The organism is Hymenobacter oligotrophus (assembly GCF_003574965.1).
Classification (GTDB): Bacteria; Bacteroidota; Bacteroidia; order Cytophagales; family Hymenobacteraceae; genus Solirubrum; species Solirubrum oligotrophum.
This window is the reverse complement of sequence record NZ_CP032317.1, coordinates 165895-191748: the sequence shown is the minus strand read 5'-3', so window position 1 is coordinate 191748 and position 25854 is coordinate 165895. Positions and strand designations below refer to the sequence as shown.

21 protein-coding genes are annotated in these 25854 nt (G+C 61.7%); 7 read left to right on the top strand and 14 right to left on the bottom strand.

From position 1 onward, the window contains the following. Positions 1-13 precede the first annotated feature (13 nt). Positions 14-928 carry a bestrophin family protein gene (locus tag D3Y59_RS00765; RefSeq protein ID WP_119443302.1) on the bottom strand — a complete coding sequence of 305 codons (915 nt, stop codon included), beginning with the start codon at positions 926-928 and terminating at the stop codon, positions 14-16. Positions 929-1213: 285 nt separating this feature from the next. Between D3Y59_RS00765 and D3Y59_RS00755 the strand changes: the two genes are divergently transcribed. Further along, positions 1214-2647: an alpha-amylase family glycosyl hydrolase gene (locus tag D3Y59_RS00755; protein ID WP_119443300.1), complete on the top strand. Its 1434-nt coding sequence runs from the start codon at positions 1214-1216 to the stop codon at positions 2645-2647. Between the two features lie 294 nt (positions 2648-2941). Here the strand turns inward: D3Y59_RS00755 and D3Y59_RS00750 are convergent, their stop codons facing one another. Then, positions 2942-4570, bottom strand: a complete 1629-nt coding sequence (locus D3Y59_RS00750) for an N-acyl-D-amino-acid deacylase family protein (protein WP_119443299.1) — start codon at positions 4568-4570, stop codon at positions 2942-2944. 153 nt (positions 4571-4723) lie between these two features. On the opposite strand from D3Y59_RS00750, the gene D3Y59_RS00745 reads away from it, so the two are divergent. From D3Y59_RS00745 to proC, 3 genes are all read left to right on the top strand, one after another. Further along, positions 4724-5674, top strand: coding sequence for an aldo/keto reductase (locus D3Y59_RS00745; RefSeq protein WP_119443298.1), 951 nt, complete (start codon positions 4724-4726; stop codon positions 5672-5674). Between the two features lie 188 nt (positions 5675-5862). Next, positions 5863-6588 carry a DUF421 domain-containing protein gene (locus tag D3Y59_RS00740; protein WP_119443297.1) on the top strand — a complete coding sequence of 242 codons (726 nt, stop codon included), beginning with the start codon at positions 5863-5865 and terminating at the stop codon, positions 6586-6588. 208 nt (positions 6589-6796) lie between these two features. Then, complete coding sequence (gene proC, locus D3Y59_RS00735; protein ID WP_119443296.1) at positions 6797-7615, top strand: pyrroline-5-carboxylate reductase; 819 nt, start codon at positions 6797-6799, stop codon at positions 7613-7615. Between the two features lie 88 nt (positions 7616-7703). On the opposite strand, the gene D3Y59_RS00730 is transcribed toward proC, so the two are convergent. The 4 genes from D3Y59_RS00730 to D3Y59_RS00720 all read right to left on the bottom strand — a co-directional run bounded on the left by D3Y59_RS00730 (position 7704) and on the right by D3Y59_RS00720 (position 11219). After that, the gene (locus D3Y59_RS00730) at positions 7704-8345 is read right to left on the bottom strand and encodes a YceI family protein (protein WP_162910441.1); all 642 of its coding nucleotides are present in this window, start codon (positions 8343-8345) and stop codon (positions 7704-7706) included. A gap of 11 nt (positions 8346-8356) precedes the next feature. Then, the gene (locus D3Y59_RS18105) at positions 8357-8896 is read right to left on the bottom strand and encodes a hypothetical protein (RefSeq protein ID WP_162910440.1); all 540 of its coding nucleotides are present in this window, start codon (positions 8894-8896) and stop codon (positions 8357-8359) included. Between the two features lie 108 nt (positions 8897-9004). Beyond that, positions 9005-10213 (bottom strand): helix-turn-helix domain-containing protein, encoded by a 1209-nt coding sequence (locus D3Y59_RS00725; RefSeq protein WP_119443294.1) that lies wholly within the window; start codon positions 10211-10213, stop codon positions 9005-9007. 43 nt (positions 10214-10256) lie between these two features. Further along, the gene (locus tag D3Y59_RS00720; protein ID WP_240410447.1) at positions 10257-11219 is read right to left on the bottom strand and encodes a transglutaminase-like domain-containing protein; all 963 of its coding nucleotides are present in this window, start codon (positions 11217-11219) and stop codon (positions 10257-10259) included. A gap of 209 nt (positions 11220-11428) precedes the next feature. Between D3Y59_RS00720 and D3Y59_RS00715 the strand changes: the two genes are divergently transcribed. Beyond that, the gene (locus tag D3Y59_RS00715) at positions 11429-11752 is read left to right on the top strand and encodes a hypothetical protein (protein WP_119443292.1); all 324 of its coding nucleotides are present in this window, start codon (positions 11429-11431) and stop codon (positions 11750-11752) included. Positions 11753-11881: 129 nt separating this feature from the next. Beyond that, positions 11882-13789 (top strand): phosphoglycerate dehydrogenase, encoded by a 1908-nt coding sequence (gene serA / locus D3Y59_RS00710; protein WP_119446262.1) that lies wholly within the window; start codon positions 11882-11884, stop codon positions 13787-13789. A 60-nt stretch (positions 13790-13849) separates the two neighbouring features. On the opposite strand, the gene D3Y59_RS00705 is transcribed toward serA, so the two are convergent. The 4 genes from D3Y59_RS00705 to D3Y59_RS00690 form a co-directional block, all read right to left on the bottom strand. Continuing rightward, a complete protein-coding gene (locus tag D3Y59_RS00705; RefSeq protein ID WP_162910439.1) occupies positions 13850-15352 on the bottom strand; it encodes a PA14 domain-containing protein in 1503 nt (500 codons plus the stop codon). A gap of 571 nt (positions 15353-15923) precedes the next feature. Then, positions 15924-16880 carry a T9SS type A sorting domain-containing protein gene (locus tag D3Y59_RS00700; RefSeq protein WP_119443290.1) on the bottom strand — a complete coding sequence of 319 codons (957 nt, stop codon included), beginning with the start codon at positions 16878-16880 and terminating at the stop codon, positions 15924-15926. A gap of 361 nt (positions 16881-17241) precedes the next feature. Next, positions 17242-18051, bottom strand: a complete 810-nt coding sequence (locus tag D3Y59_RS00695) for a ParA family protein (RefSeq protein WP_119443289.1) — start codon at positions 18049-18051, stop codon at positions 17242-17244. A gap of 91 nt (positions 18052-18142) precedes the next feature. Continuing rightward, entirely contained in the window at positions 18143-18823 is a 681-nt protein-coding gene (locus D3Y59_RS00690; RefSeq protein WP_119443288.1) for a metal-dependent hydrolase, read from the bottom strand. Between the two features lie 249 nt (positions 18824-19072). Here D3Y59_RS00690 and D3Y59_RS00685 point away from each other — a divergent pair, with 249 nt between their 5' ends. Beyond that, a complete protein-coding gene (locus tag D3Y59_RS00685; protein WP_240410444.1) occupies positions 19073-20770 on the top strand; it encodes an ABC transporter substrate-binding protein in 1698 nt (565 codons plus the stop codon). An 83-nt stretch (positions 20771-20853) separates the two neighbouring features. Here D3Y59_RS00685 and D3Y59_RS00680 read toward each other — a convergent pair whose 3' ends face one another. The 4 genes from D3Y59_RS00680 to yidC all read right to left on the bottom strand — a co-directional run bounded on the left by D3Y59_RS00680 (position 20854) and on the right by yidC (position 25566). Continuing rightward, positions 20854-21444, bottom strand: coding sequence for a DUF1989 domain-containing protein (locus D3Y59_RS00680; RefSeq protein WP_119443286.1), 591 nt, complete (start codon positions 21442-21444; stop codon positions 20854-20856). After that, entirely contained in the window at positions 21413-22105 is a 693-nt protein-coding gene (gene gntA / locus D3Y59_RS00675; RefSeq protein WP_119443285.1) for a guanitoxin biosynthesis heme-dependent pre-guanitoxin N-hydroxylase GntA, read from the bottom strand. The genes D3Y59_RS00680 and gntA overlap by 32 nt, the downstream gene beginning before the upstream one ends. A gap of 240 nt (positions 22106-22345) precedes the next feature. Then, positions 22346-23593, bottom strand: coding sequence for a DUF6438 domain-containing protein (locus tag D3Y59_RS18100; RefSeq protein ID WP_162910438.1), 1248 nt, complete (start codon positions 23591-23593; stop codon positions 22346-22348). A gap of 137 nt (positions 23594-23730) precedes the next feature. Beyond that, on the bottom strand, positions 23731-25566 hold the full coding sequence (yidC, locus tag D3Y59_RS00665) for a membrane protein insertase YidC (RefSeq protein ID WP_119443283.1): 1836 nt from the start codon (positions 25564-25566) through the stop codon (positions 23731-23733). Positions 25567-25854 lie beyond the last annotated feature (288 nt).

Below are 25854 nucleotides of genomic sequence, written 5' to 3'. Positions count from 1 at the left end.
GCATTACAAACGGCTACATGAGGTAGTATGGCCCGGGCGGGAACGGCGGGGGCACCTCGGTTTCGTCGAGAAGCTGGCGCAGGTTTATTTCAATGGTGCGCGCAATAGCCGTCACGGGGGTGTCGGTGGGCTTGTTGCTGAAAGGATCTTGCAGGTAGCGGGCGGTGCGCTCGAGCAAAAAATACGTGGAGGCCGTGAGCAGCAGCACCGGCACCTCCCACAGCCCAATGGTTTCTACCAGACCTAGGGACAACGTAAACAAAAACAGGTAGATGAAGAAGTATACCATCAGGCGGTAGCTCGTCGGGAAGATGGTATTCTTGATGCGCTCAGCAGCCCCCATCGACTCGGTAAGGCGCACCAGCGTGGCGTCGAGCTGTATTTGCTGAAAGGAGTTGAGGCACCGGTTGCTCACCAGCTCGCGCAGCTGCTGCACGTGCAGCGCCATTAGGCCCAGCGGCTTGTTGTGGTGCGCCACGGCGTAGCGCAATTCGCGTTCGGGGAGCAGGTGCTCGAGCCCCGCAAGCGGATCGAGGCCGCGCAACGACTGGCCCAGACAGTAGCTCCAGGCTATTTGGCGGTAGGCCAGGGCTTGCACCGGCGTGCGCCCATCAGGGCCGGGCGCCTTGGCTTCGGGCGGCAAAAAATTACTGAGCTGCAGCACCACCGAGCGGGAGTCGTTTACGATGGCGCCCCAAATGCGCCGCGCCTCCCACCACCGGTCGTACGACTGGCCGATTTTGAAAGCCAGCAGCAACGAAATTGAGCTACCCAAAATGGTAGGCAGCTGCAGCGGCACGGGCGGCAAATACGGCCCAAACACTTCTTTAATCAGCTGAAACATAACGGATATGAACAGCACGCGCAGCACATCGGGCATGATGCGCCGGAAGATGTAACGAATCGGCAGCTTGGTTTCGAGCAGCATAGCAATTGGGCGGCTGGCCCTGCCTACGGCTACCCGCGGGCAACCTAGGGCGTTGGGGTTGGGCGTAGTACTACGTACGTGCGGTTCGGGCGGTAATGCGCGGCCCGAAATCGGTGGCTGCCTGGCTTGTACCTAATTGCCCACCAAGCGCCCAAACCACCCAAGCGTTGCCAAGCGCAAGGCCGCTGCTGCGCTGCCCTTGCGGCCAAAAGCGGCGGCCTAGGTGCGCAACGCAGGCGTGGCGGCAGGTGCGCAGCAATAAGCGCAACCGCGTATGTTTAGGGCATGCGTCTATCCACCGTTCTTTCCACGGGTTTGTTGTCGGCAGCTTTGCTTGGCGCCTGCCAGCAGCGCCAACCCGAAACCACCGCTCAAAACGACTGCGCCCCCGCCCCGCCGCAGTACACCATTAAGCACCCCGAGTGGGCCCGCCAGGCCAGCATCTACGAGGTGAACATTCGGCAATACACGCCCGAAGGCACGTTTCAGGCCTTCGAAAAACATCTGCCGCGCCTCGAGAAAATGGGTGTGGGCATTTTGTGGCTGATGCCGGTGCACCCCATTGGGCAAGAAAAGCGCAAGGGCAGCCTGGGCAGCTACTACTCGGTGCAGGACTACCGCGCCGTGAACCCCGAAATGGGCACCCTCGACGACCTGCGCCACTTGGTGCAGGAGGCGCACAAACGCGGCATGCATGTAATCCTGGACTGGGTGGCCAACCACACCTCCTGGGACAGCAAACTAGCCAAGGAGCACCCCGAATGGTTTACGCGCAACGCCCAGGGTCAGCCGGTGCCGCCCGTAGCCGATTGGCAAGACGTGATTGACCTGGATTTCGGCAAGCCCGAGCTGCGCCAGTACATGACGGAAAGCATGGCCTACTGGGTGCGCGAGGCCGATGTGGATGGTTTTCGCTGCGACGTGGCCGGGTTGGTGCCCACGGAGTTTTGGAACAACACGCGCCAGGAGCTCGAGAAAATAAAGCCGGTATTTATGCTGGCCGAGTGGGACGAGCTGCACAACCCGCCCTTCCTTAAACCCGGCGAGTTCGACCCTAACACCCGCATGCTTGAGAAGGCTTTCGATGCTACGTACGCCTTGCGCCTGCGCTATTTGCTCGATAGCGTAGCCCGCGGCCAGCAGCCCGTAGCCGCCATCGACACGTACCTGAAAGCCGAGCGCGCCAAGTACCCGGCCAGCACACACCTCATGTACTTCACCTCCTCGCACGACATCAACAGCTGGGACGGCACCGAGTACGAACGCCTGGGCAACAACGCCGTGTCCCAGGCCGTGCTAACGGGTTTGCTGCCGGGCATACCCATGGTGTACAGCGGGCAAGAAGCCGCCCTGAACAAGCGCCTCAAATTCTTCGACAAAGACCCCATTGCGTGGGGCAACTACCCGCTGCAGGATTTTTATACGCGCCTGCTTCAGTTGAAAAAGCGCAACCCTGCCCTGGCCAACGGCGACCCGTGCGGACAGTTCACGCGCCTCAGCTCGCCGGCTTCGGTGTACGCCTTCGTGCGCCACAAAGGCCCCGATGCCGTGCTTGTGGCCGTGAACATGGGCAACGAGTTGCAGGAGGTGAAAATACCTAGCGAATGGGCGGGCAATTACCACGATGTGTTTGCCGACCAAGCCTACCGCACCGCCCCCGATGTAACGCTGCCCGTAGCGCCGCACGGCTACCGCGTGCTGGAGCGCGGCAAGCAGTAGCGCAGACTTTGGCTACGCCGACCTTCGGTTGTAGTCCGCGTCCGCAGATAGTATTCTCAAGCGTTGCGCGGTGTAGCATGTAGCGCGGACTTGGCTACGCCTTCCTGCGGTTCAGTCCGCGTTGGCCAGCACGAAATCATTGGGGCGAAACCGCCCGTTGCCAATCGTTCACGCCAACGCGGGCTAAAGCCCGCGCTACACGCGCCGCTTCCCTAGGTCAGAAACAAAAATTACTATCTGTGGACGCGGACTGCAAAGTTCGCGCTACACCGCGCTACTGCACGCTACGCTTTGCTACTGCTTGCCAGGGCCATACAGCACTTGCCCGGCGCGGGTGCCTAGGTGCTTGCCTTGCACTACCGTAAGGCGGCCATTCACGAGCACGTACTGCATGCCGGTGCTGTACTGGTGCGGCCGCTCGAAGGTGGAGTGGTCCTGCACCGTGGCCGGGTCGAACACCACAATGTCGGCGGCGAGGCCGGGGCGCAGCAGGCCGCGGTCGGCAAGGCCGAAGGTTTGCGCCGGCAACGACGTCATGCGGCGCACGGCTTCCTCCAGGCCGATAACGCGCAGCTCGCGCACGTAGCGCCCCAGCACGCGGGCGTTGGAGCCGTAGCCGCGCGGGTGCGGCATGCCCTGTTGCCACACCCGCACGCCGGCATCCGAAGCCACCATGTTGAAGGGGTAACGCATGATCTGCTGCACATCCGGTTCGCTCATGCCATGAAACACCATGCCCGCATCGTGCTGCAGCACCAGGTCCAGGACGGTAGCGGCTTCGGCGGCGGCTTTGTGCTTGCGGCCCAGGCGCTGGTTTATCTGCTCAATGCTTAGGCCTTGGTAGCTGGGCTGGGGCGGAAAGCTGGCCACCACGGCGTAGTCGTAGTGCTTGAAGCCGCGCTGGCGCAGGCGGCGCACCATGGCGGCTTCCACGGCGGCGCGCACGCCGGGGCGCTGCAGCCGGGCCCGCAACGAGTCGCGGCCATCGGCCTGCACGTCGTCGGGGATGATGGTGCTGAGCGAGGTAGAGCTGGCTGTGTACGGGTACTGATCGATGGTAACCTCCTGGCCGGCTTGCCGGGCCTGCTCAATCAGCGCCAAAGCTTGCGGCGCGCGGCCCCAGTTCTGCTTGCCACCTATTTTCAGGTGCGAAATCTGGACCGGCAAGCGGGCTTCGCGGCCAATCAGCAGCGCCTCCTGTATGGCCTGCAGCACACTGTCGCCTTCGTTGCGCATGTGCGTGGCGTAGAGGCCGCGGTACTGCCCCGCTACGCGTGCCAAGCGCACCAGTTCGGGCGTGCGGGTGTAGGTGCCGGGTATGTAAATCAGCCCCGTGGACAGGCCAACGGCGCCCGCTTGCATGGCGCGGGCTACCAATTGCTCCATTTGCTGCAGCTCGGCCTCGGTAGCTTGGCGCTTGGCCCGGCCCAGCACGGCCTTGCGCACATCGCCGTGGCCAATAAGCGAGGCCACGTTCACCGACAGCCGCGCACTATCGAGCACCTGAAAGTAACGGCCTATGTCGAGGCGCGAGGAGCCGCAGTTGCCGGTAATTACCGTGGTTACCCCGTCGTAAATGAAGTTGTCGGCGGTGGGCTGGCGCAGCTCATCGTCCTCGATGTGGGTGTGCACATCGATAAACCCCGGCGCTACCACCAAGCCGTTGGCATCGATAACGGTATCGGCCAGGAAGTTGGCCGGCAGGCGGCCCACGGCCACGATGCGCCCTTGGTGCACGGCCACGTCGCCGCGAAACCAAGAGTTGCCGGAGCCATCGAGCACGCGCCCGTTTCGGATGATAAGCGAAGCCCTAGGTGCCTGCTGGGCCTGGGCGCCATTGGCGGCCAGCAGCAACGCGGCCACCAACCAAGGCCAGCGGGCCAGGCGGTGGCTCTTAAAAACAGGTAAACGAAACCGTGGCATAGTGCCCAAGATACAGCGCGGCGCGCAAGCTGCGGCCGGCCCCGCCCGGTTGGTTTGCGTATGCACTGGCTTGGCAGCATGGCCCGCCGGGGTAGTTGCTGCTTTTATTTTGCGTCATCCGCCGTTGGGCGGCTTTTCTTTCCGATTTCGACTATGCAACAACGCTCTTTGGGCCGCTCGGGCCTCTCGATTGCGCCGCTGGTGCTGGGCGCCAACGTGTTCGGCTGGACGGCCGACGAAGCCACTTCTTTTCGGGTGCTCGATGCCTTTGTGGCCGGGGGCGGCAACGCCATCGACACGGCCCACGGTTACTCGGTGTGGGTACCCGGGCACCACGGCGGCGAGTCGGAAACCATTATCGGCAAATGGCTGAAGCAGCGCGGCCGCCGCCACGACGTCGTCATCGCCACCAAAGTAGGTTGGGAGGTAGCGCCCGATCAGAAAGGCCTTAGCAAAAGCTACATTTTGCGCACCGTAGAAGGCTCCTTGAAGCGCCTGCAAACCGACTACATCGATTTGTACCAGTCGCACAAAGACGACCCCACCGTGCCCGTAACCGAACCGCTCGAGGCCTATGCCCAGCTTATCCAGGAAGGCAAGGTGCGCGCCATTGGGGCTTCCAACTTTTCGGCCGAGCGCCTCACCGAAGCCCTGCACGCCAGCGCGCAGCACGGCTTGCCGCGCTACGAAAGCCTGCAGCCCCTCTACAACCTCTACGACCGCGCCGATTTTGAGGAGCACCTGCTGCCTGTGTGCCAGCAGCACGGCTTGGGCGTCATTCCGTACTACGGCCTCGCGGCGGGTTTCCTGACGGGCAAGTACCGCTCCGCAGCCGATTTGCAGAAAAGCGCCCGCGGCGGCGGCGTGGGGGCCAAGTACCTCAACGAGCGCGGCCTGCGCATAGTAAGTGCCCTCGATGAAGTAGCGGCCCGCCTAGGTGCCACGCCCGCCCAGGTTGCCCTGGCCTGGATTATGGCCCAGCCCGGCCTCACGGCGCCCATTGCCAGCGCCACCAGCCCCGAGCAAGTGCAGGATTTGCTGCAAGCCATGCACCTCGCGCTCAGCGGCCCCGATTTGCGTCACCTCAACCAGGCCAGCGCCTAGGTGGCCGCGGCCCCAGGTGCGGCAAGCACCGCGCGCAGCAGGCAGCCACTTAGGCACCGCTTCGGCGGCAATGTGGCCCGCGCGCCGGCCCAAATTGGCGCGGCTCCGTAAAAGTGCGCAGCACCGCCACACCGGTGCTGCGCTTTTGTGCTACCGCCCGGCCGCAGCCGGGCCCTAGAGTTGCCGCCATGTTGTTGCTTACCTCCATCGAGCCATTCGACTGGCAGCGCTTGCTGTGGTCGGACGAGGCTCCGCCCGCCTATTTGCTCGAGGTGGCTTTTCGCTGCCTGGTTACTTACCTGCTCACGTTGGGCTTGCTGCGCATTACGGGGCGCCGCGGCGTGCGGCAGCTGTCTATCTTCGAGCTGAGCATTATTCTGGCCCTGGGTTCGGCCGCCGGCGACGCCATGTTTTACGACGACGTGCCGCTGCTGCACGTGACCGTGGTATTTGCCATGATTGCCGGGCTGTACACGCTTTTCAACCGCCTCACCGAAAAGCTGCCCCGCTTTAGCGACTGGCTCGAGGGCGCGCCGGTGCTGCTGATTGAGGAAGGCCGCGTGCACCTCGACAACTTCCGCAAGCAAAACCTGACGCAGAAGGAGCTGTTTGGCGAGCTGCGCCAGCTGCAGGTAGAGCACTTGGGCCAGGTGCGCCGCGCCTACATCGAGGCCACCGGCAACATCAGCGCCTATTTTTACGAGCCCGACGCCGTGCAGCCCGGCCTGCCCATTTGGCCCGAGCGCCTGGGCCAGGAGCGCAAGCGTGTGGAGCAAGCCGGGCTGCACGCTTGCTGCCAATGCGGCCGCGTGCAGCAGCTGGAGCGCGGCGCCGCTGCTACTTGCCCCAACTGCCAAGCCACTGCCTGGATACCCGCTTGCACCGCGCAGCGCCAAAACGAGCCGGCCCTGTAACATGCCCCAACACAAAGCCCCGGCGCCTGGCGCCGGGGCTTTTCAGGTTAGGTTACGCCCGTAGCTCAGAGCGGGCAAACCTCGGTGCAAAGGTCTGATCTGAAGCCCGCTCCCCTGTTACGGCAGTGTTATTATTGTGCCACCTAGCACCGCCCTGTTAAGGCCGCACCGGCGCTGCGGCGGGCACCCACCACAATAGCCATCGTTGATGAACCCCACGAACCCGCGCATTGCCATTTTGGGCAGCGGCAACATTGGCCTTTCGCTGGCCAAGGGCCTGGTGAAAGCCGGCATGGCCGAGCCTGCACGCATTACGCTTACGCGCCGCAACACCGCGGCCCTGGCGCCCCTAGCCGCCGCTGGCTACGCCACTACCTCCAACAACCTAGGGGCCGTGCAGGGCGCCGACATTGTGGTGCTGGCCGTGCTGCCACAGCAGCTCAACAAACTGCTCGACGAAATAGCCCCGGCCTTCCAACACGCTCAGCCCTTGCTGATTTCGGTGGTTTCGGGGGTGAGCTGCGCCGACATTCGGCGGCACCTGCAGCAACCGGCGCGGGTGGTGCGCGCCATGCCCAACACGGCCATTGCCATTGGCCAATCGATGACGTGCGTAGCCACCGACGAAGCTCCGGAAGAAGACCTGGATTTGGTAGAACGTTTGTTCGACACGGTGGGCGTGAGCATTCGCATCAACGAGGAGCTCATGACCTCGGCCACCGCCCTGTGCGCCTGCGGCATTGCGTTTTTTCTACGGGCTATCCGGGCGGCCTCGCAGGGCGGCACCGAAATCGGCTTCCATGCCCACGATGCCTTGAAAATGGCCGCCCAAACAGCCAAAGGGGCCGCTGATTTACTGTTGCAGCTGGCCTCGCACCCCGAGCAGGAAATCGACAAAGTAACCTCGCCCAAGGGCTGCACCATTGCCGGCCTCAACGAAATGGAGCACCAGGGCTTCAGCTCGGCCATGATCAAAGGCATCAAAGTTTCGGCCGACAAAGCAGGCAAGCTCTACCACGAGGGCTAGGCCGCCTAGGTGCCAGGCCGCGCACAGTGGCGTAGCACCTAGGCGGTGCAGCAAATTGTTTATGTTTTGAACCGTGGGCGAGCTTGGCTTACTTTTTTGACGTTGGTTTGCCGTGCCTAGGTACGGGCTGCCGTTGGGCAACTGCCACCACGTCGAACACCAGCCGAAAATCGTTGCGGATGGCTTGCTCGCCCAGGTCGGCAAAAAAGCTGCGCGAGTTGTAGCGGATGCCGTATTGCGTGCGGTCGAGGGTTACGGCACCCCGAACGCGCAGTTCCTTGCCGGTGCGCTGCACCGCCACCGGAAACACCACGCGTTGCGTAACGCCCTTGATGGTAAGCTGCCCTGCTGCCAACCCGTTGCTCACCTGCCCCAGCCGAAACACAGCAACCGGAAATGCCTCGACGGCAAAAAAATCGGCGCCGCGCAGGTGCTGCTGTAGCTGGGCATTATCGTGGGCTATGGTGCGCAGGTCTACCTCGAACATTCCGTTGCGCACGGTAGTGCCGTCGTATTCAAACTCGCCCTGCCGCAGCTGCACGGTACCGCTGGGTGCCCACGCGCCTACTTCGGCGTAGCCCGTCCAGGTAAGTTGGCACGCCGATGGGCGCACCACGTAGCGCGTGGCCGCAGGCCGCAAGGCCATCAGCAACCACCCGGTTAGGCCCAGCAACAGCAGCACCCGCAAACGCGGCCGGCGGTGGAGCATGAGTAGCATTTTCGTAATCATGGCGACGGGGTTTAGCGGGTGCGGACCGCGTTGCTGAGCGGCTGGGCTTCGGTTTCCATCAGGCCTATGCCTTTGAATAGCTGGCCGCGGCTGTTGGTAGCCAGAATGTACCACAGGGCATCGCCGCCGTAGAGCTGCTGGCCAGGAGCGTAGCGGTAGTTGCGCGGGTAGGTGTAGGTGCGGCCTTTGGCGAGCTTGCCTTGCAGGCATCCAAACTGGGCGGCAAACTCGGCGGGCGATAAGCGTACGTTGGCTTGCCAGCCGCTTTCGTTGTACCAGATAAAACTGCCGCACTCCACAACCTGCAAATCGGCAACGTCGGCCCGCACGGCGGTGCTGTGCCGCCAAACGTACTGGCCGGGCTGACTGGGGTTTGGCTCGGGGTAAGCGGGGTTGGGCGTGTGCCAGAGCACGAGGCCCACCGGCACTTGGCGCAGCTTGTCAGGCAGCACGCGGGTGCGGTCGGGCCAGGCGGCTTGGGCGTGCGCCCTAGGTGCTACAAGTAATAGGCCGAGCAGGCAGGTAGCCGGGGCCAACATCAGGGTTTTCATGGGGCGTCGGGGTTGAGATTAACGCCTCAAAAGTGCCAATGGCGTTGCCCCCAAACGCCCCAATTCGGTTGTTGGCACGCCCCGAATCATGATGTGGGCCCTTTCCGGCTATTGCAGGCGGGCGTACTCGCGCGGGGCCATGCCGGTAAACTGCCGGAAGATGCGGTTGAATGTGGTTTTGGAGTTGAACCCGCTCTCGAAAGCAATGCCCAGCAGCGTGAGCCGGGCGGCATCGTCGGTATTGGCTAAGCGGCGCTTTACTTCTGACACCCGGTAGCCGTTGACTAAATCGTTGAAGGACTGGCCCAAACCGGTGTTCACGGTAAACGAAATCAGCCGGGGGGCCAAGCCGGTGTGGGCCGCCAGCTCGGCCAGCGTAAGCGTGGGGTTCAAGTACAGCCGCTCGACTTCGAGGGCGTGGCGTATGCGCTCGGCCACCGCGGCATCCACGGCTTGGGCAGGGCGCGTTGCAAGTGCGGCGTTGGCGACAAGCGGGGTTTGCGCGGCGGCATTGGGCAAGGCCAACGCTAGGCTTTCCTCTGGCTGGTAGAACTTGGCCACCGGCTCGGGCAACAGAGTTTCGGTTTCGGGCTCGAAATGCACGGCCGCCATGTTGGCCTGCCGAAGCCCCACCACCCCAATGAGCAGCACCACGCCGCCCAGCAACTCGGTGGAGTAGTCGTAGCGGTAATACAGCCCGAAAAACTCGCGCAGCACCACCTCTAGCAACCACTGCGCGCTTACCGCAGCCAGCACGAGCAGCAGGGCGCGCAGCCACCGCAGGCGCAGCTGCGAGGTTTCGGAGAAGTTGTCGTTGAGGTAGCGGCCGTAGCGGCGCAGCAGTTGCAGGCTCAGCCCTAGGTAAACCATCAGCGAAACCCACGTGCCAACAAACTCGATCCGATAGGTGTAGGGTTGGTGCACGGTTTGCCAAAACCAATTGCGCGTTTCGTAGGGCTGAAAGCGCAGCCACCAGTACAGCGCCGCCTGCAACACTACGGGGCCAAAGTGCCAACCATGCCGCAGGCGCAACCGAAACCCGTGGTTGACGAGGCTCTGCACGTACAAGTACAGCAAGGGCCCAAACGCAAACGAGTAGTAAATCGGGGCAAAGTACCAGTTGGGGTTTTGCCCGTACACGTTGGCCGCCCGAAAAAACGCATCTAGCAGCCACAGGGCAATAGCTAGCATCAGCAGAGCCAAAAAGCGGTTGGGCAGCCGGTTGAGCGGCGCCGTCCAGAGCAGGGCCGCGGCAAACAAGGCTTGCGCCACCACGGCCCACAACAGCACTACCAGCGGGGTAAAGGCAATTTGCATAGCTCAGGAATGGGCTTGGCCGCAGGCAGCGCTTGGGGCGGGGTTACTCGGCGGCGTCGCGGTAGCGGTATTGGTGGCTCAGGCCGCTGTAGGGCTTGCCCCCAAGCTCGGCGTACGGAAACACGAAGTAGTTGAGCGGCTCGCCCTGCTGCGCGGGCGTGAGTACCAGGTCGCGGCCGCGGCTGAACTCGACGCGGTTTTCGTCGTGGGTGCCAAAGTAGTACGCGCGCTTGTCGGGGTTTTTGGCAGCCTCGGAGGCATCGATGGGCACCCAGCCGGTTTGCTTGGTGTAAAACTCGGCCCAGCAGTGGTAGCCTTTCACCTCGCCGGTGCCGCGCTCGGCGGGCAGCGGCAGCCCAATGCTAAACCGGGCAGGGATACCTAGGGCGCGGCAATAGCCAATAAACACCGCGTGAAAATCGGTGCAGTTGCCGCGCCGGGCGTCGCAGGCGTAGTAAATGTCGCCGCGGCCCCAGCCTTGCCCGCTTTTGTCGTAGCGCACGGTGCTTACCACGTGCTCGTACACGGCGCGGGCTTTTTCGAGGTCGGTTTGGGCATTGGCTTTGGCCACCACCTCGTGCGCCCACAGCCGAATCCGGTCGTCGAGCGGCACCAGGCGGTCGGGCCCAAGCCAGCGCTTCAGCTCGGGGTCGGGCGGGGGTTTGGGCAGCTTGCGCATGGCGGCCCTAGGTAGCAGCGGGTTGCGGTGCTCGAGGCGGGTAACCCGGCAGCGCAGCGTTAGGCTGAAGCCGGCGGCGGGCGGCTGGGCCAGGCGCAGGTGCAGCATGCGGTTGCCGTAGCGGCCTTCGAGCAGCTCGTAGGGGTAAGCCGTTTCTACCTCCACGGCCGTTATTTCCTGCGAGGCGTCGGAGTGCGGCACCGGCACCCACAACTCGAGCGCTCCGCCGGCAGCCGGCCCCACGGTGGTGGTGCACTCCAGCCCAAAGGTGCGCGTGCGGGCGGGCTGCTCGGCAGCGGTTGGTGCAGTCGCAATCAGTGCCGACAAGGCGAGTAGTAGTTCGGGTACCATCAAAACAACGCCAAGTTAGTAAGCGCCGGCCCCAATGGCCCTTGGCCTGCCCTGGCGGCAGCCGGTGGCTGCGCCGTGGTGTTGGCCCGGTTGGCAACCTTGCGCACGAAATATCGTTGAAGGCTAATCTAAAGCGAGCTTCGTTTCAGGAGCCTGTATGTGTGAGCGTTTTTAACCCACTCCCCATGAAAAAGTTTGTTGTTCTTGCCGCTCTGCTGGTAGGCGGTACCTATGCCGCTAGCGCCCAAACCAGCACTACTACTACCACCACCAAGCAATCGACCACCACTCCGGCCCAAACGGCGCCGCAAGCTCCCGTAACCACGCCTGCCACCACCACCGAAACCACTACCACCACGGTAGAATCGACCACTACCGGCAGCCCGACGACCACCCAGCCAGCCACCGGCTCTACCAACGGCACCTCGGTGCTGACGGCTCCGGGCGGCAAGGCCGACGCCAAAATCAAGGAGAAAAAGAAGAAGTCGAAAGCTAAAATCGACGACTAACCTGCGCCGTTTCGAGCTTTTGAAGCTTGGCCCGCCGGCACCCGTTGCCGGCGGGCTTTTTTGTGCTGCCCGCGCCGCGGTGCCGCTTTCGTGGCAGCCTACCCGTTTCTGCCCTACCTTGCCCGCACCATGGCCAATACCGCACCGCCGCTTCCGTACATCGTTATTGATTTCGACAGCACCTTTACCCAAGTGGAGGCGCTCGATGAACTGGCTGATATTGCCCTGCGCGGCCGCCCCGAGCGCGAGCAAGTAGTAGCGCAAATAAAAGCCCTCACCGACGGCGGCATGGACGGCTCCGTGTCGTTCAGCGAATCGTTGCGGCGGCGCATCGAGTTGCTGCCTGCGCGCCGCGAACACCTGCACCTACTAGTAGAGCACCTGCGCACCAAGGTTACCGAGAGCATCCGGCGCAACCAAGCGTTTTTTCAGCAATACGCCGCCCGCGTGTACATTGTGAGCAGCGGCTTCCGCGAGTTCATCGAGCCGGTGGTGGCCGAGTTTGGCATTCCGCCCGAGCAAGTGCTGGCCAATACCTTCACCTTCGATGCCGAAGGCCGCATCACCGGCTTCGACCCCGACAACCCGTTAAGCCAGGACGGCGGCAAAATTCGGCAGTTGCGCCTGATGGGCCTCGACGACGCCCCGGTGTACGTGCTCGGCGACGGCATCACCGATTACCAGATTCGGGAGGCTGGCCTGGCGGCCCGCTTCTACGCTTTCACCGAGAACGTGGCCCGGCCGGCCGTGGTGGCGCAAGCCGATGAGGTGGTGCCCTCGTTCGACGAGTTTCTCTACCAAAACAAATTGCCGATGACCCTCTCCTACCCCAAAAACCGCATCCGCGCGCTGCTGCTCGAAAATATCGACCCCACGGCCGAGCGCCTGTTTCGCGAGGAAGGATACCAGGTGGAAGTGGTGCCCGGCGGCCTCGACGAGGAGGAGTTGCTGGCGCGCATCGAGGGCGTAAGCATCCTGGGCATTCGCTCGAAAACGCAGGTAACGCCGCGGGTGCTGGAGCGCGCCAACCGCCTTGTGGCCGTGGGCGCCTTTTGCATTGGCACCAACCAAATTGATTTGCTGGGCTGCATGCAGCGCGGCATTGCCGTGTTCAACGCGCCGTTTTCGAACACGCGCTCGGTGGTAGAGCTGGCCCTAGGTGAAATCATTGCCCTGGCCCGCCGCCTGCCCGTGAAGTCGGAGCAGATGCACCGCGGCGTGTGGGACAAATCGGCCCACGGCGCGTTCGAAATCCGGGGCAAAAAGCTGGGCATTGTGGGCTACGGCAACATTGGCTCGCAGCTTTCGGTGGTGGCCGAGGCCGTGGGCATGCAGGTGCTGTACTACGACATTGCCGAAAAGCTGCAGCTCGGCAACGCCACCAAGTGCCGCACCCTCGAGGAGCTGCTGCGCCAAGCCGATGTGGTGACGCTGCACGTAGACGGCCGCCCCGAAAACACCCATCTTATTGGCGCCGCCGAGCTGGCCCTGATGAAGCCCGGCGCGTTGCTGCTCAACAACGCCCGTGGCCACGTCGTGGATATCGATGCTCTGGCCGATGCCTTGCGCGCGGGGCACCTAGGCGGCGCTTCGGTGGATGTGTTTCCGTACGAACCCAAAACCAACGACGAGCCCTTCGCAAGCCCGCTGCGCGGCTTGCCCAATGTGTTGCTTACCCCGCACGTGGGCGGCAGCACGGCCGAGGCGCAGCGCAACATTGCCGAGTTTGTGCCTGAGCGCATTATTGGCTACGTGAACACCGGCAATACCTTGCAGAGCGTGAACTTGCCTAACATTCAGCTGCCCCCGCAACAGCAAGCGCACCGGCTTATTCACATCCACCACAACGTGCCGGGCGTGCTGGCCCACATCAACAATGTGCTGGCGGCGCACTCCGTCAATATTCTGGGTCAGTACCTCAAAACCAACGAGCACATCGGCTACGTGATTACCGACGTGAACCGCGAATACGACCAGGAGGTAATCAAGGCCCTGCGGCAGGTAGAGCAAACGATTAAATTTCGGGTGCTGTACTAACCACAAAGGGCTGGCTCCTGCACGGAGCCAGCCCTTTGTGGCTGTTGAGCTTAATGCGACCTAGGGCTGCTTGGTGCCTGCGGCAGAAGCCTCTTCGGCGGGGGTAGCCTCGCCGGCCGAGGGCGTGCGCAATTGCACCTGCACGCGGGTGGTATTGGCCCCTACGGTCATGCGCAGGTTGTAGTCGCCGGCGGGCAGGCCCGTAAAATCGAGCGTTTGGTGGTGGGCGCCGGCGGCTTTGCGGCGGTAGTCCGATACGCGCACCGGAGCGCCATTTTGGTTATACAGCACCCACCCCATCGGAATTTCCTCGGGCAGGGAGTAGCGCAGCTGCACCACGCCGTTGCTGGGGTTGGGGTAAATACTCATGTTGTACGAGCCAGTGCCTTTGAGGTCGGCGGGGGCAGCCGCCGTTACGGGCGCCACGTTGTCTTCGGGCGCTATGGCCTCCAACTTCCACTGCTGATCGACGCGGGCGCTGTAACGCCACTGCTGCAGGCCGCCCTCGATCGAGTCCTTGGCCGTGAGGGCTTTGTTGCTGTGCTTGGCAATGAGCTTGTAGTAAGTGCCTTCGGCCGGCTCGATGCGCCACAGTTGGTTGTTGCCGCTGTAGTACGTCCATAGGCTCATGGGCGTGCCATTGGAGGTAGCGCTGCCCAGCACCTCGAGCACCTTGTTGCTGCCCTGCACACCAATGCGGTAGTAGCCGTTGCCCAAGCTCTCGATGCGCCACTGCGGGGCAGTGCTGCGGCCATCGGCAGTGGGTCCGCCAACCCCGGCTTCGGCGTAGGCCCGGCGGTTGGGGCGGCCGGGCTCAATCACTTCCAGCGGTTTGTTGCCCGCCCGCGACGTGAGGATATACACCCCAGCCGGCAGCGCAGCAACGGTTTCCGCAGCTTTGGCGTCGGCCTTGCTTGGCTTGGGCTTAGCTTCGGGTTTAGGGGTTTCAGGTTTGGGGGCGGCTTTGGCCACGGGTTTAGCCTCGGCCGATTTGGCAGCGGTTGCTTTAGGAGCCGGCTTGGCAGGTGCGGGCGCAGCTTTTTTGGCTGGGGTTGGTTGCGGCTTGGCCACGGGGGCGGCCGCCACGGCTGCTGCCGGGTTTATTGGGTCGGGCGTGGTAGGTGAGCCGAGCGGGTACAGGTAGCCCGTGCCGATAACCTGCGCCGCTTGGCCCGGAGGCACCCATTGCAGCTGCAGGCGGGCGTCGCCGTCGGAGTCGGCGTACTCAATCCGGATGCTGGTTTTTTCGCCGGCGGCCAGCTCCACGTAGCCTTCGCCGGCGCTGGGTTTGCGGCCGTTCCAGGTGTCGAGCATCTGCTTGCCGTTTACCCACACGCGTATTTCGTCGTCGGTGCGGGCCAAAAAGCGGTAACGGCCGGTGGTGGGCGCCGCCAGCAGGCCCTCCCAACGCACCGAAAAGTTATCGGCGGGCAGGCCCTCGGCCGGGGCGCTGGTGCCCCAGTTAAAATCGATAGCGGCATCGATGCGGCGCACGCTGGGGGCGCCCGCCAACGTGCCGTTGGCAAAATAGCTGGCCGTAAGTCCGCTACCTGCGCCTTGCACAGGCAAGGCCGCAGGGCTGGCCAAACGCGTTGCCGCGTTGCCGAACATCCGAGCTGTTCCCTCCCCACTTCCCGCGTGTGCATTGGCACTTACCAACCCAAGCGGGCCGGCAGCAAGCCCGGCCAGTACTGTGCAGAATATCAGACTACGCATCGTGTTATGATTAAGAGTGATATTACCGGCAAAGTACCGGATGAAGCACAAATTTACAGTTTATAGATGAGCCAGCGGCAACGCCGTGGCTTTGGCATCACCGTGTTTGTCGGTCGTTAACTTTTAAAACGCCTTTTCAGTGCATTCAAGCCAATGTTTTCCTTGATCTGCAAGGCCGTTAAATTTTCCGGAAGCCGAAACATAAGCTACCCAAGATGTATTTGATTGGCTGGAATCAGCGCTGACGCCAGCATTTGATCATAAGAAAAGTTATAATCTATTTTAAGATATCTGCAAGGTTTGCCGCAGTTACCAAACCAGCGAGCGGCTAGCGCAGTGTTAAAAAACCCCGGGCGCGGGCCCGAAACACGTTGGTGCTTCGGGCCCGCGCCCGGGATTGCTAGGTGTCAGCAGTTGGTTACTCTTTCAGCAGGCGCAGGGTGTGGTTGGTGTTGGCGCCCCGCACCCGCACAAGGTAGGTACCTACCGGCAAGTCGCGCAGATCAATGGCCTGCATTTCGCCGCCTATGTGCTGCTCGGAACGTATCCAGCGCCCCACGGCATCAACAAACGTTATCTCGTACTTGCCCAATGGCAGGGTGCGCAAATCAAGCCGGGTGGCGCGCACGGCGGGGTTCGGAAACAATGCCAGCCCGGTAGGGCCCGTGGTTCGGGCAATTTCCTCTTTGGTGGCCTGGTGCAGGTCCAGGGCCGTCAGGGCCAAGTCGTCGCCGTTGCTGTCGTTGGCAAGGTCAATAATCTTCAGCTCGATGTTGGTGGTGGCGGGCCCAGTTTGAAAATGCACCACGCGACGGTCCCAACCGTCGCGGCCGTTGTGGCCCGAGCGGGGGTCGGCTTCGTCGTACACCTGCATGTCCTTGCCCACGGGCTTGCCGTCGACCTCGACTCGCAGCACCGGGTCCGACTTCAGGTCGCGCTCCGAGCTGATGGCGTTGGAAGTGTAAAACGAGAAGAGGTAGTCGGTGTTGGGCTTCACGTTCACGCGCTGAATCCAAACCGTCATGGGCAAGCCGCTAACGTTGCCGTTGGAGTACAGCCAGGTGTTGGCGGGCGGCACGCGGTGGGCCGCGTCGCCGGGGAAGCTGCCTTGGCGCACCATGTTGTAGTAATACACCACAGCGCCGGTTTGCACTGATATTTTGGTGTCGGGCGGGTACATGCCGGTGCCAGCGTAGCCCAAGCCGCTGCTCCAGCCGCCTAGGTCGGTACCGGGCGGCAACTCGTTGCCAGTGGCCGAGGTTGTGGGGTAGCTGTTAAAAGTGCCGTTCTGGATCAGGTTTTGCCCCGAAGCCGAACCGCTGAAGTATCCCCCCTGTCCTATCAACAGGAGAAATGACAGTAAAGCGTGCTTCATAGCGGGTGGAGAAAAAATGGGCAGCTAAGAGCGAAGAGCAGAAGTGCGCCACGGCCTGAGGGCAGTAGCTGGAGAGGAGCATACCTTGTACGGTTTTAAGTTTTGTTTAGATAATATACTAGCTAAATTTTATTGTATCAAGGAATAATATAACAAGTACAAAAGCTCTACATTATGTTATAATTCACCCTAGTGGCCGGGTTCTCGGCCCCGCAGAAGTGCTTATTGTGCACACATTCGGGCCAGCTGTTCTCGGGTAGATAATCGGGGCGTTTGCAGTAAAGCGGCGCCGCACGCAGGCAAAACAAAAGGGCAGCCCCTAGATAGGGGATGCCCTTTGCAGCACAAACGCCGGTTACGGCTAGGCGGCGTCGCCTTCGGCGTACGCGGCGCCGTCTTGCGTTACGGAGTTCTTCTCCACGATTTCGCGGGCCAAGTTCAGGTAGCTGATCGAGCCTTTGCTTTCGGCATCGTGCAGAATAACCGGAATACCAAAGCTCGGCGACTCCGAAAGTTTTACGTTGCGCGGGATGATGGTATCGAACACCAACTGCTGGAAGTGCAGTTTCACCTCCTCTACCACTTGGTTGGAGAGGCGCAGGCGCACGTCGTACATCGTCAGCAAAATGCCCTCAATTTCGAGCTGCGGGTTGAGGCGGCTTTGAATGATCTTGATGGTATTCAGTAGCTTGCCCAGACCCTCCAGAGCGAAGTACTCGCACTGCACCGGAATGATTACCGAATTGGCTGCCGTAAGGGCGTTTACTGTGATCAGACCTAGGGAAGGCGAGCAGTCGATGATGATGAAGTCGTACTGGTCGGTCAGCGCCGCCAGCGCCTGCTTCATCTTCTCCTCGCGGTTGGGCAGGTTGATCATCTCCACTTCGGCGCCCACCAGGTCGATGTGCGAAGGCATCAGATCGAGGTGAGGCAGAATATTGGTCTGCAGGATGATGTCCTGGGCATTGATGCCGTCGACCATGCACTCGTAAATGCTGTGTTGGATGTCTTTTGGATCGAAGCCGACGCCGGAGGTGGCGTTGGCCTGCGGATCGGCATCTACCAGCAGGGTGCGGTATTCCAGCGCAGCCAACGACGCCGCGAGGTTGATGGACGAGGTGGTTTTGCCCACGCCGCCTTTCTGGTTTGCTACCGCAATAATTTTACCCATTTCTTTTTAGTTGACAGTGGCCAGTTGTCCGTTGTCAGTGTTCAGTTTTTGAAGGTAAGAAACTGCCAACTGACAACCGCTAACGGCCAACTTACAGATTAATCGTTTGCCCGATGCTCAGCAGCAGCAGCTCTACGCCGGCCTGCTGTGCCTTGCGTTGCGCAGCTTCGTGATCGAGCTTAATCGGCGGGAAGGTGTCGTAGTGCATGCCTACCACGCGCTTCACGCCCAGCCACTGGGCCGCCTGCAGGGCATCGTCGATGCCCATGGTGAAATTGTCGCCAATGGGCAGCAGCGCTACATCGAGCTTGGTCCGCTCGCCGATGAGCTTCATTTCGTACGTCAGGGCCGTGTCGCCGGCGAAGTACAGGTTGCCTTCGTTTGTTTCGAGCACAAAGCCGCCCGCTACACCGCCGTACGAGCCATCGGGCATCGAGGAGCTGTGAACGGCCGGAACCATCTTCACGGTGCCGAAGGGCAGCTGCGCCCGCCCGCCAATGTTCATTTTGTACGGCGCCTGCAGGCCTTTTTGCTCAAACCAGCTGAGCACCTCAAACATGCCTACTAGCGGCGCGTTGGTGCGCTTGCCTATTTCCTCAACCTCCGACACGTGGTCGAAGTGGCCGTGCGAGAGCAGGATAAAATCGGCTTCGATTTGATCTACCTGTACATCCTTGGCCAACGCGTTGGGGCGGATAAACGGGTCGAACAGGAGGCGCGAGCCCCCCACGTGCAGACCAAAGCAGGAGTGTCCGTAGTAGGTAAGTTCCATGCAACGAAGTTAGCGGATAAACACGGCTGCGGCCGAGCGCAGATTTAGCCGTACTTTGCTACAAATATACACGTCTTTCCCGTTCGCGGAGCCCGTTTTTTGGCTTCTGGCGGGCTTCCCGAAACCTCTTCGGGCGGTGCCCGAACGCCGAGCCAAGCCCGTGCTCATCCGCCCAACAAAAGTCTGTCTCTGAGTTGTTTTCCTTTGCCTAAGCCCATGGCCGCCGCCGGTGCCTTGCCCCGTAAGCACTTGAACCCTCTTCTCTCCCCTCCCGCGTTCTTCCGCCGCCGCCCGCACCTAGGGCGCAGCCTCGTGCTACCGGTGCTGGCACTGCTGAATGCTTGCGGCACCGCGGAAAAATCGGCCGACGAGCGGCGCGTGTTTCGCTACAACCAGCCCGAGGCGCTTACCTCGCTCGATCCGGCTTTCTCCCGCAATCAGGCCAACATTTGGGCGGTTACCCAGCTCTACAACGGCCTGGTGGAGCTGAACGATTCATTGCGCCCCGCCCCTGCCCTAGCCCGCCACTACGACATTTCGCCCGACGGCCGCCGCTACACCTTTGTGCTGCGCGTGGGGGTGCGCTTCCACGACTCGGAGGTGTTTGCCGGCGGCAAAGGCCGGGCCGTTACGGCGCACGATGTGGTGTACTCGTTCCGGCGCCTGCTCGACAAAACCACGGCCAGCCCCGGCGGCTGGATTTTCCGGGGCAAGGTGCTCGAAAACGGGCAGGGCGAGCCGTCGGACACTTGCTTTGTGGCGGCCAACGACTCCACGGTGCGCGTTTACCTCAAGGAGCCGTTCATTCCTTTCCTGGGTATCCTGACGATGCCCTACGCCTACGTGGTGCCGCACGAGGCCGTGCAACGCTACGGCAAAGACTTTCGGGAGCACCCGGTGGGTACCGGCCCCTTTGTGTTTAGGCGTTGGGACGAAGGCTCGGCCATTGTGTACCACCGCAACCCCAACTACTGGCGCCGCGATGCCAAGGGCAAGCAACTCCCTTACCTCGATGCGGTGCAGATCAGCTTTATTTCCGACCGCAAATCGGAGTTCCTGACGTTTCAGCAGGGCAAGCTCGATTTCCTGTCGGGCATCCGGGCTGGCTCGCGCGACCTGATTTTGTACCCCAACGGCCAGCTGCGCGAAGACTTTGCGGGCAAGTTCCGCTTCGAAAAGGTGCCGTACCTGAACACCGAGTACCTAGGCATTCAGCAAGACCCCACCAACCTGCGCGGCGACGCCGACCAGCCCGCCCTGCGCGACCGGCGCGTGCGGCAGGCCCTCAATTACGCCCTCAACAAACCCGAGCTGCTGGCTTATTTTCTGAACAACGTGGGCGTGCCGGGCCACTCGGGCTTTGTGCCTTCGTCGCTGCCGTCGTTTAGCCAGCAAGCCGTGCCGGGCTACCTGTATCAGCCCGAAAAAGCCCGGCAATTGCTGCGCGAAGCGGGTTACGGCCCCAGCAAGCCGCTGCGCCTGCGCCTGAGCACCGTGGCCGATACTAAGGAAATAAGTGAGTACCTGCAGAAGAAGTGGGCCGAGGTGGGCGTGCAGGTGCAGATTGATGTAAATCAATCGGCGGCGCATCAGGAAATGGTCGACAACGGCCGCGCCGCACTGTTTACCAAGTCGTGGCTCGGCGACTACCCCGACGCCGAAAATTACCTGGCCTTGTTCTACGGCCCCAACTTCTCGCCGGCCGGGCCCAACAAAACGCACTACCGCAACCCCGAATTCGACCGCCTGTACGAGCAAGCCAAATTGGAGCGCGACGACCGCCGCCGTTGGGAGCTGTACCAAGCCATGGACCGCCTCGTGGTGCGCGATGTACCCGTTATTCCGCTGTACTACGACCAAGTGGTGCGCCTTACGCAAAACAACGTGCACGGCCTCACGCCCAACCCCATGAACCAACTGGTGCTGGAGCGCGTCTGGAAGGACTGACCTAGGGCACGCCTGCTTAAAAACACGCCGGCCCGGCTGCAAGCGTTGCAGCCGGGCCGGCGCTTTTCGGACACCTAGGGCCGCTAGCCCTCTATCTGGTACCCGATGGGCTTGAAGGCGTAGTTGTTCGACATTTCGGCCGAACACGCCGTCATACCCACAATCAAGTCCATCTTGGCTTCGATTACCACGTAGTCGCCGGCGCGGCTTTTGGGCGGTAGCACGCCTACTTTGCCGGTTTCGCCATCCACGGTTACGTGCATGAAGATGTTGAAGCAGATCGGGATGGCATCGGGGCTAATGCCGTAGGGCTGCAACGCTTCGCTGAGGTTGCCGAAGCAGCCGCGGTGCGGGTGCTCGTGCCCGTAAATAATCCGGAAAGTATCGGCCGAGCACGGCGTGAGCAGGAAATCGTGGCGGCCCACGGTATCCTCCACCAGCTCAAACATCACGTTGCTGCGATTCGAGTAAAACGGGTGGCCCTTGGTGAGAAAGATGGTTTCGGCGTAGTCGATGGTACGTCCCGACGAAAGGTACTCGTCGCGGTCGTGCAGGTTGTAGCACACAAAATCCGACACTTGCTCGCCCTGCAAATCCATCACGCGCAGGCGCTGGCCTTTGCGCAGCTCGAAGGCAGCGCCGCTACGCGGCGGTATTACGGTCAATTCGTCCATGTTGGCTTAAAAATGGGCATTTCCAGGAATCGTCGTGCAGGCTGCCGGTGTACTGGTGGGCTTCCGAGGCCTCGCCAAAGTTGGCCAGCATGGGGTTTATCGAGCCAGAAAATGCCTCGTCGCGCTTACGAATGGTTTGCTGCAAATACTCGTAACGGCCGTTTTCGCGCAGCTGCTCGAATTGCTGGTGCGCATTAAATACCATGGTGGGGTACTTAAAGCGGCGGGCGGCGCGGCTGCTGCCGGGGTGCAGGCCTATTACAAAAAACGCCTCCTCCTTCAAGCTAAAGCTAAAATCGGGCGAGGTGGGGTCGGCCACAACGCGCGGGTCGTAGCCATAGCGGCGGGCATCGAGGTTAGAGAGGCTTTGCAACCGCTGCCAAAACAGCTGCTCAAACATTGCCTCGGTGGTTTCTTCGGGGCCTTTAAACACCACGGCGGCGCTGTGGTACAGCTTTTCCGACTGGCGGTAGTCGTCTACGAAATCGTATATGAACTGCAGGATGTCGGCATCGTCCTTGGGGCAAGCCAAGTGGTCGACCACCAAGCAGTGGAGTTGATTCCAGGTGAGGGCCGTTTTGGCCGCTACGCAAGGGAATTCTTTGTTGTTTATAAACGCGAGGTATTCCCCTGATATTGCCTGGGCTTCTGCATGAGACATATCAAGTTGGTTTGTTGAACAAAATGCGGCTGATTGTCAAACACCACATTTTGCTTTACGCCCGCCCCGGCTTTATTGTTATTAATACATAATATTGAACAAAATATATGCTTACCGTTTATTCGACAGAACGGCGAAACCTGCCGCCGAAACCGCTTTGCTTGCCCACCAACCTAAGTAAAAACCGCAGGCCCCGCACAACCATAGCGTTGTGCGGGGCCTGCGGTTTGCGCGATGTACTTAGCGGTCGAGCACTACGTCGCCGGCGCCCACGCGGGCCAGCTCGGCGCTTATGTAATTAAGCAGGGCAACCAACTCAGCGGGGCCGCCTTCCTCTACCTGCACCGTTTTGCTGGGCTTGCCCGGCGCATTGAGGGTAAGGAAAGTAGAGGGCATGTCGCTGGCTCCGCTTAGGTATTGCGTCTGCAAATCGCCGAACCCTACCCCGGCCGCGCGGCTCAGCATTGTTTTCACCACCTCGGCGGGCAGGTGCAGCTCGTGCGTACCGCTTTTAGCCACGTTTTGGTAGCCGATGTACCGCACCCGGCCATCGGCAAAAATGCTGGCCTCGTAGTGCGGGCACCTACCCAGGCATGGCGTTTTGCGGAACACCAACACCGGCGTGTTGCTTTGCGGTACCGGAGCGTTTTCGGCCGAAGGTTCCGACTCAACGGGCAGGCGCGTGGTGGGGCCCGTGGGCACCTGCGGGCTGCTCTCGATGGGTAATGCCGTCGGCACGGGCTCTGCCTCGGTTGTGCGCCCTGGGCCCGGGGTTACGCCGGTATCGGAGGTGTGGGGCGCGGGGCGCGGGGGCTGGCCAGGGTCCACATCGGGTTTGACCGGAGGTGCCGGGCTTTCGGTTGCAATAACTGGTGGTACCTCGGCCCGTTTTGGCGGAGCCGTGGGCAGCGCGGGCGGTTGCGGTGCCGGCGCAGGCACAGTACTGCCTGTGGGTGGCGTGTTGGGGTTAGCTGGCTTGTGCGGGCCGGTAGGCAGGGGCTGCGTACCGCTGCCCGGAGGTTGGGTGGGTGGCGCGGGGTTGGGGCTGGTTTCGTCTACCCTGGGCCGCGGCGGACGAGGCGGACGCACCGGCGGCGTTTGGGTAGGCGGCGGCGTAGCGGGGCCACTCGGCGCCTGCGCAGGCGGCGGAGTGGTTGGGGCCGGGTTGTTGCGCACCGGGGGCGGTGGAGTTCTGACGGGCGGCGTATTCCGGACGGGTGGCGGCGTGGTGCGCACCGGCGGAGGCGTGCTGCGCACGGGCGGCACCCTAGGTGGTGCCGTGGGCGGTGGGTAGGCAGGGCCTCTACCGGGGCCAGTCGGGCCCGTGGCTACCGGGCCGGGCACAGGGTAATCGTAGTCGTAGCCGGGCTGTGGGCCAGGGGCTGGTGCCGGAGCGGCAGCTGGGGTGGCCACGTAGTAGTTTACGGTGCAGGCGGGCAGCGCGCCAATCAGCAAACCTAGGCCCAACGTAAGTAAAGTTGCACGCATAACAGTTGTTGAGAGAAGTGGTGCGCAGGCCATTGCCAAAAGCGGACCAATACTGCAAATACCGAATATTTGAGCACAAAAAAGCCTCCCGGCAATAAACCGAGAGGCTTTTAATTCATTGTCAGTCAATCGAATAATTATTTCTTCTTCGACTGCTTGCGCGTTTCGGTTTCGCGCTCCTGCGCCGCCTTCATTGCATCGGCGAGGCGAGCCTGGAAGCCGCCGGGTTTCTTGTCTTTGTTTTTCTCCTTGTTGGCTTGCAGTTGGGCGTGCAGCTTGTCTTCGTCGACGAAGGTGCGGGTAATGGCTTGCTGCGCAAACGTCACGATGTTCGACACGAAGTAGTACCACGTGAGGCCCGCCGGAAAGTCGTTCAGTACGAAGAAGAAGATTAGCGGCATGAGGTAGCTGTAGAACTTCATCGGGCCCTGCATGGCAGCCGGGTTCATCTGGTTGCTCTGCCAGGTCATCAGCAGCGTCGAGATGGTCATCAGCAGCGTGAACAAACTGATGTGGTTGCCCAAGAAAGGCACCATAAACGGCAGCTTAATCGGGTCGTCGTAAGTGCTCAGGTCCTGCGCCCACAAAAACGACTCGCCGCGCAGCTCAATGGCGTTGGGGAAGAACTGGAACAGCGCGAACAGGATGGGCAGCGTAGCCAGCATAGGCAAGCAGCCACTCAGGGGGCTGGCGCCGGTGCTCTGGTACAGCTTCATGGTTTCCTGCTGCACGGCCATCTGATCGTCGCCGAACTTTTCCTTGATCTGGTCAATCTCGGGCTTCAGCACGCGCATTTTGGCCTGCGAGAGGTACGACTTGTACACCAGCGGCCACAGGGCCAGCTTGATGATAACCACCAGCAGCACGATGATCAATCCATACGAGCTGATGTACTGCTCAAGAAAGTTGAAGACCGGAATAACCAGGAAACGGTTGACGTAGCGAAACACGCCCCAGCCCAGGTACACGTTGCGCTCGAAGTTGGGCGCCACTTTCTTGAGGATGGGGAAAGAGTTCGGGCCGAAGTAGTACTGGAAGCTGGCCCCGCTGGCCGACTGCACATCGGCGGCCGGAATTTGCACGGTGCTTTGCAGCGTCTTCAGGAAAGTGCTGTCGGCGGTGTTAACGTTCGAGTTGAACTTGCCGCTGGCAAACTCCTTGTCGGCAATCAGGCCGGCCGTGAAGAAGTCGTGCTTGTGGCCGATCCATTTGACGGGGCCGGGCGCCACCTGCTCCTCGGGGTCTTCGCTGGCCTCGGCAATCGAGCCTAGGTCGTCTTCGGCCAGGTAGTAGTTGATGGTGGTGTGGCTGCGGTTCTGCTTGGCGCTTTTCTCCGTCTGGCGCACTTTGTCGAGCCAGGTCAGCGTCAGCGGCTCGGCCGTAACCAAACCATTCAGGCCCTGAAACTTCAGGTTGTAGGCCAGCTGGTACGAGTCGTTGTAGAGCGTGTAGGTTTGCAGAATCTGCTGGCCCGGAGCCAGTTCGGCTACCATCTGCACGCGCTGGCCTTGCTTGTTGCCTTCGGTTACGGGCTGCACAGCCGAGGGGCGGAAGTTGAGGCTCGAGAGCTTCACCTTGCGGCCGTCGGCGGCGGGTACCTGCACATCAATGCCGCCGCTCTGCTTATCGAGCAGGTACAGCGGGGTACCGAAGTACGTCTTTTCGTCGTTGAGCAGCACCACTTGCGGGCGGCCGCCGCGGGTACTCAGCGAAACGGTAACCTTGTTGTTGCGCAACTCCACGCTTTGCTCGGCGCCTTGGGCGGCAGCGGCAAACGCACCTAGGTTGCGCACCAGCGTGGCCGAGTCGGGCCGGGCAACGGCGGTGGCGGTATCGGGGCGGGCTGCGGCGGCGGCAGCTGCTGGCTTGGCGGGCTGCTGGGCTTGTTCCTCCTTCTTCGGCGAGAAGAAGAACAGGTAAACCAGCAGCATGGCCGACATGAGCATGAGGCCGGTGGCCTGATTTCTATCCATGAATGGATTAGGTATTGGGTAAAAGGCAGTTACAGCCGGCCTCCGGCTCGCCACTGCCCAAGCGAACCGCAAAAGTACGTGGCAATCAGCTAACTGCTAACAACCCGGTGCAAAGTCGGTTGGGTTCCGGGGGTGCAACAACCGGGCGCACCTAGGGCAACATGCCAAATTGGCCGGTGCAACACCGAAAAAAGAACGTCATGCTGAGCCCCGTCGAAGCATGTCTACCGCTTCGTTGAGTAGTATCTGGCGAAGCATAGAGATGCTTCGACGGGGCTCAGCATGACG

Coding starts and splice junctions, on each gene's coding strand:
- D3Y59_RS00745 (WP_119443298.1), top strand. CDS start 4,724: ATGCAACAACGCTCTTTGGGCCGCTCGGGCCTCTCGATTGCGCCGCTG.
- D3Y59_RS00700 (WP_119443290.1), bottom strand. CDS start 16,880: ATGAAGCACGCTTTACTGTCATTTCTCCTGTTGATAGGACAGGGGGGA.
- D3Y59_RS00690 (WP_119443288.1), bottom strand. CDS start 18,823: ATGGAACTTACCTACTACGGACACTCCTGCTTTGGTCTGCACGTGGGG.
- D3Y59_RS00755 (WP_119443300.1), top strand. CDS start 1,214: ATGCGTCTATCCACCGTTCTTTCCACGGGTTTGTTGTCGGCAGCTTTG.
- proC (WP_119443296.1), top strand. CDS start 6,797: ATGAACCCCACGAACCCGCGCATTGCCATTTTGGGCAGCGGCAACATT.
- serA (WP_119446262.1), top strand. CDS start 11,882: ATGGCCAATACCGCACCGCCGCTTCCGTACATCGTTATTGATTTCGAC.
- D3Y59_RS00740 (WP_119443297.1), top strand. CDS start 5,863: ATGTTGTTGCTTACCTCCATCGAGCCATTCGACTGGCAGCGCTTGCTG.
- D3Y59_RS00695 (WP_119443289.1), bottom strand. CDS start 18,051: ATGGGTAAAATTATTGCGGTAGCAAACCAGAAAGGCGGCGTGGGCAAA.
- D3Y59_RS00715 (WP_119443292.1), top strand. CDS start 11,429: ATGAAAAAGTTTGTTGTTCTTGCCGCTCTGCTGGTAGGCGGTACCTAT.
- yidC (WP_119443283.1), bottom strand. CDS start 25,566: ATGGATAGAAATCAGGCCACCGGCCTCATGCTCATGTCGGCCATGCTG.
- D3Y59_RS00725 (WP_119443294.1), bottom strand. CDS start 10,213: ATGCAAATTGCCTTTACCCCGCTGGTAGTGCTGTTGTGGGCCGTGGTG.
- D3Y59_RS18105 (WP_162910440.1), bottom strand. CDS start 8,896: ATGAAAACCCTGATGTTGGCCCCGGCTACCTGCCTGCTCGGCCTATTA.
- D3Y59_RS00765 (WP_119443302.1), bottom strand. CDS start 928: ATGCTGCTCGAAACCAAGCTGCCGATTCGTTACATCTTCCGGCGCATC.
- D3Y59_RS00730 (WP_162910441.1), bottom strand. CDS start 8,345: ATGATTACGAAAATGCTACTCATGCTCCACCGCCGGCCGCGTTTGCGG.
- D3Y59_RS18100 (WP_162910438.1), bottom strand. CDS start 23,593: ATGCGTGCAACTTTACTTACGTTGGGCCTAGGTTTGCTGATTGGCGCG.
- gntA (WP_119443285.1), bottom strand. CDS start 22,105: ATGTCTCATGCAGAAGCCCAGGCAATATCAGGGGAATACCTCGCGTTT.
- D3Y59_RS00680 (WP_119443286.1), bottom strand. CDS start 21,444: ATGGACGAATTGACCGTAATACCGCCGCGTAGCGGCGCTGCCTTCGAG.
- D3Y59_RS00750 (WP_119443299.1), bottom strand. CDS start 4,570: ATGCCACGGTTTCGTTTACCTGTTTTTAAGAGCCACCGCCTGGCCCGC.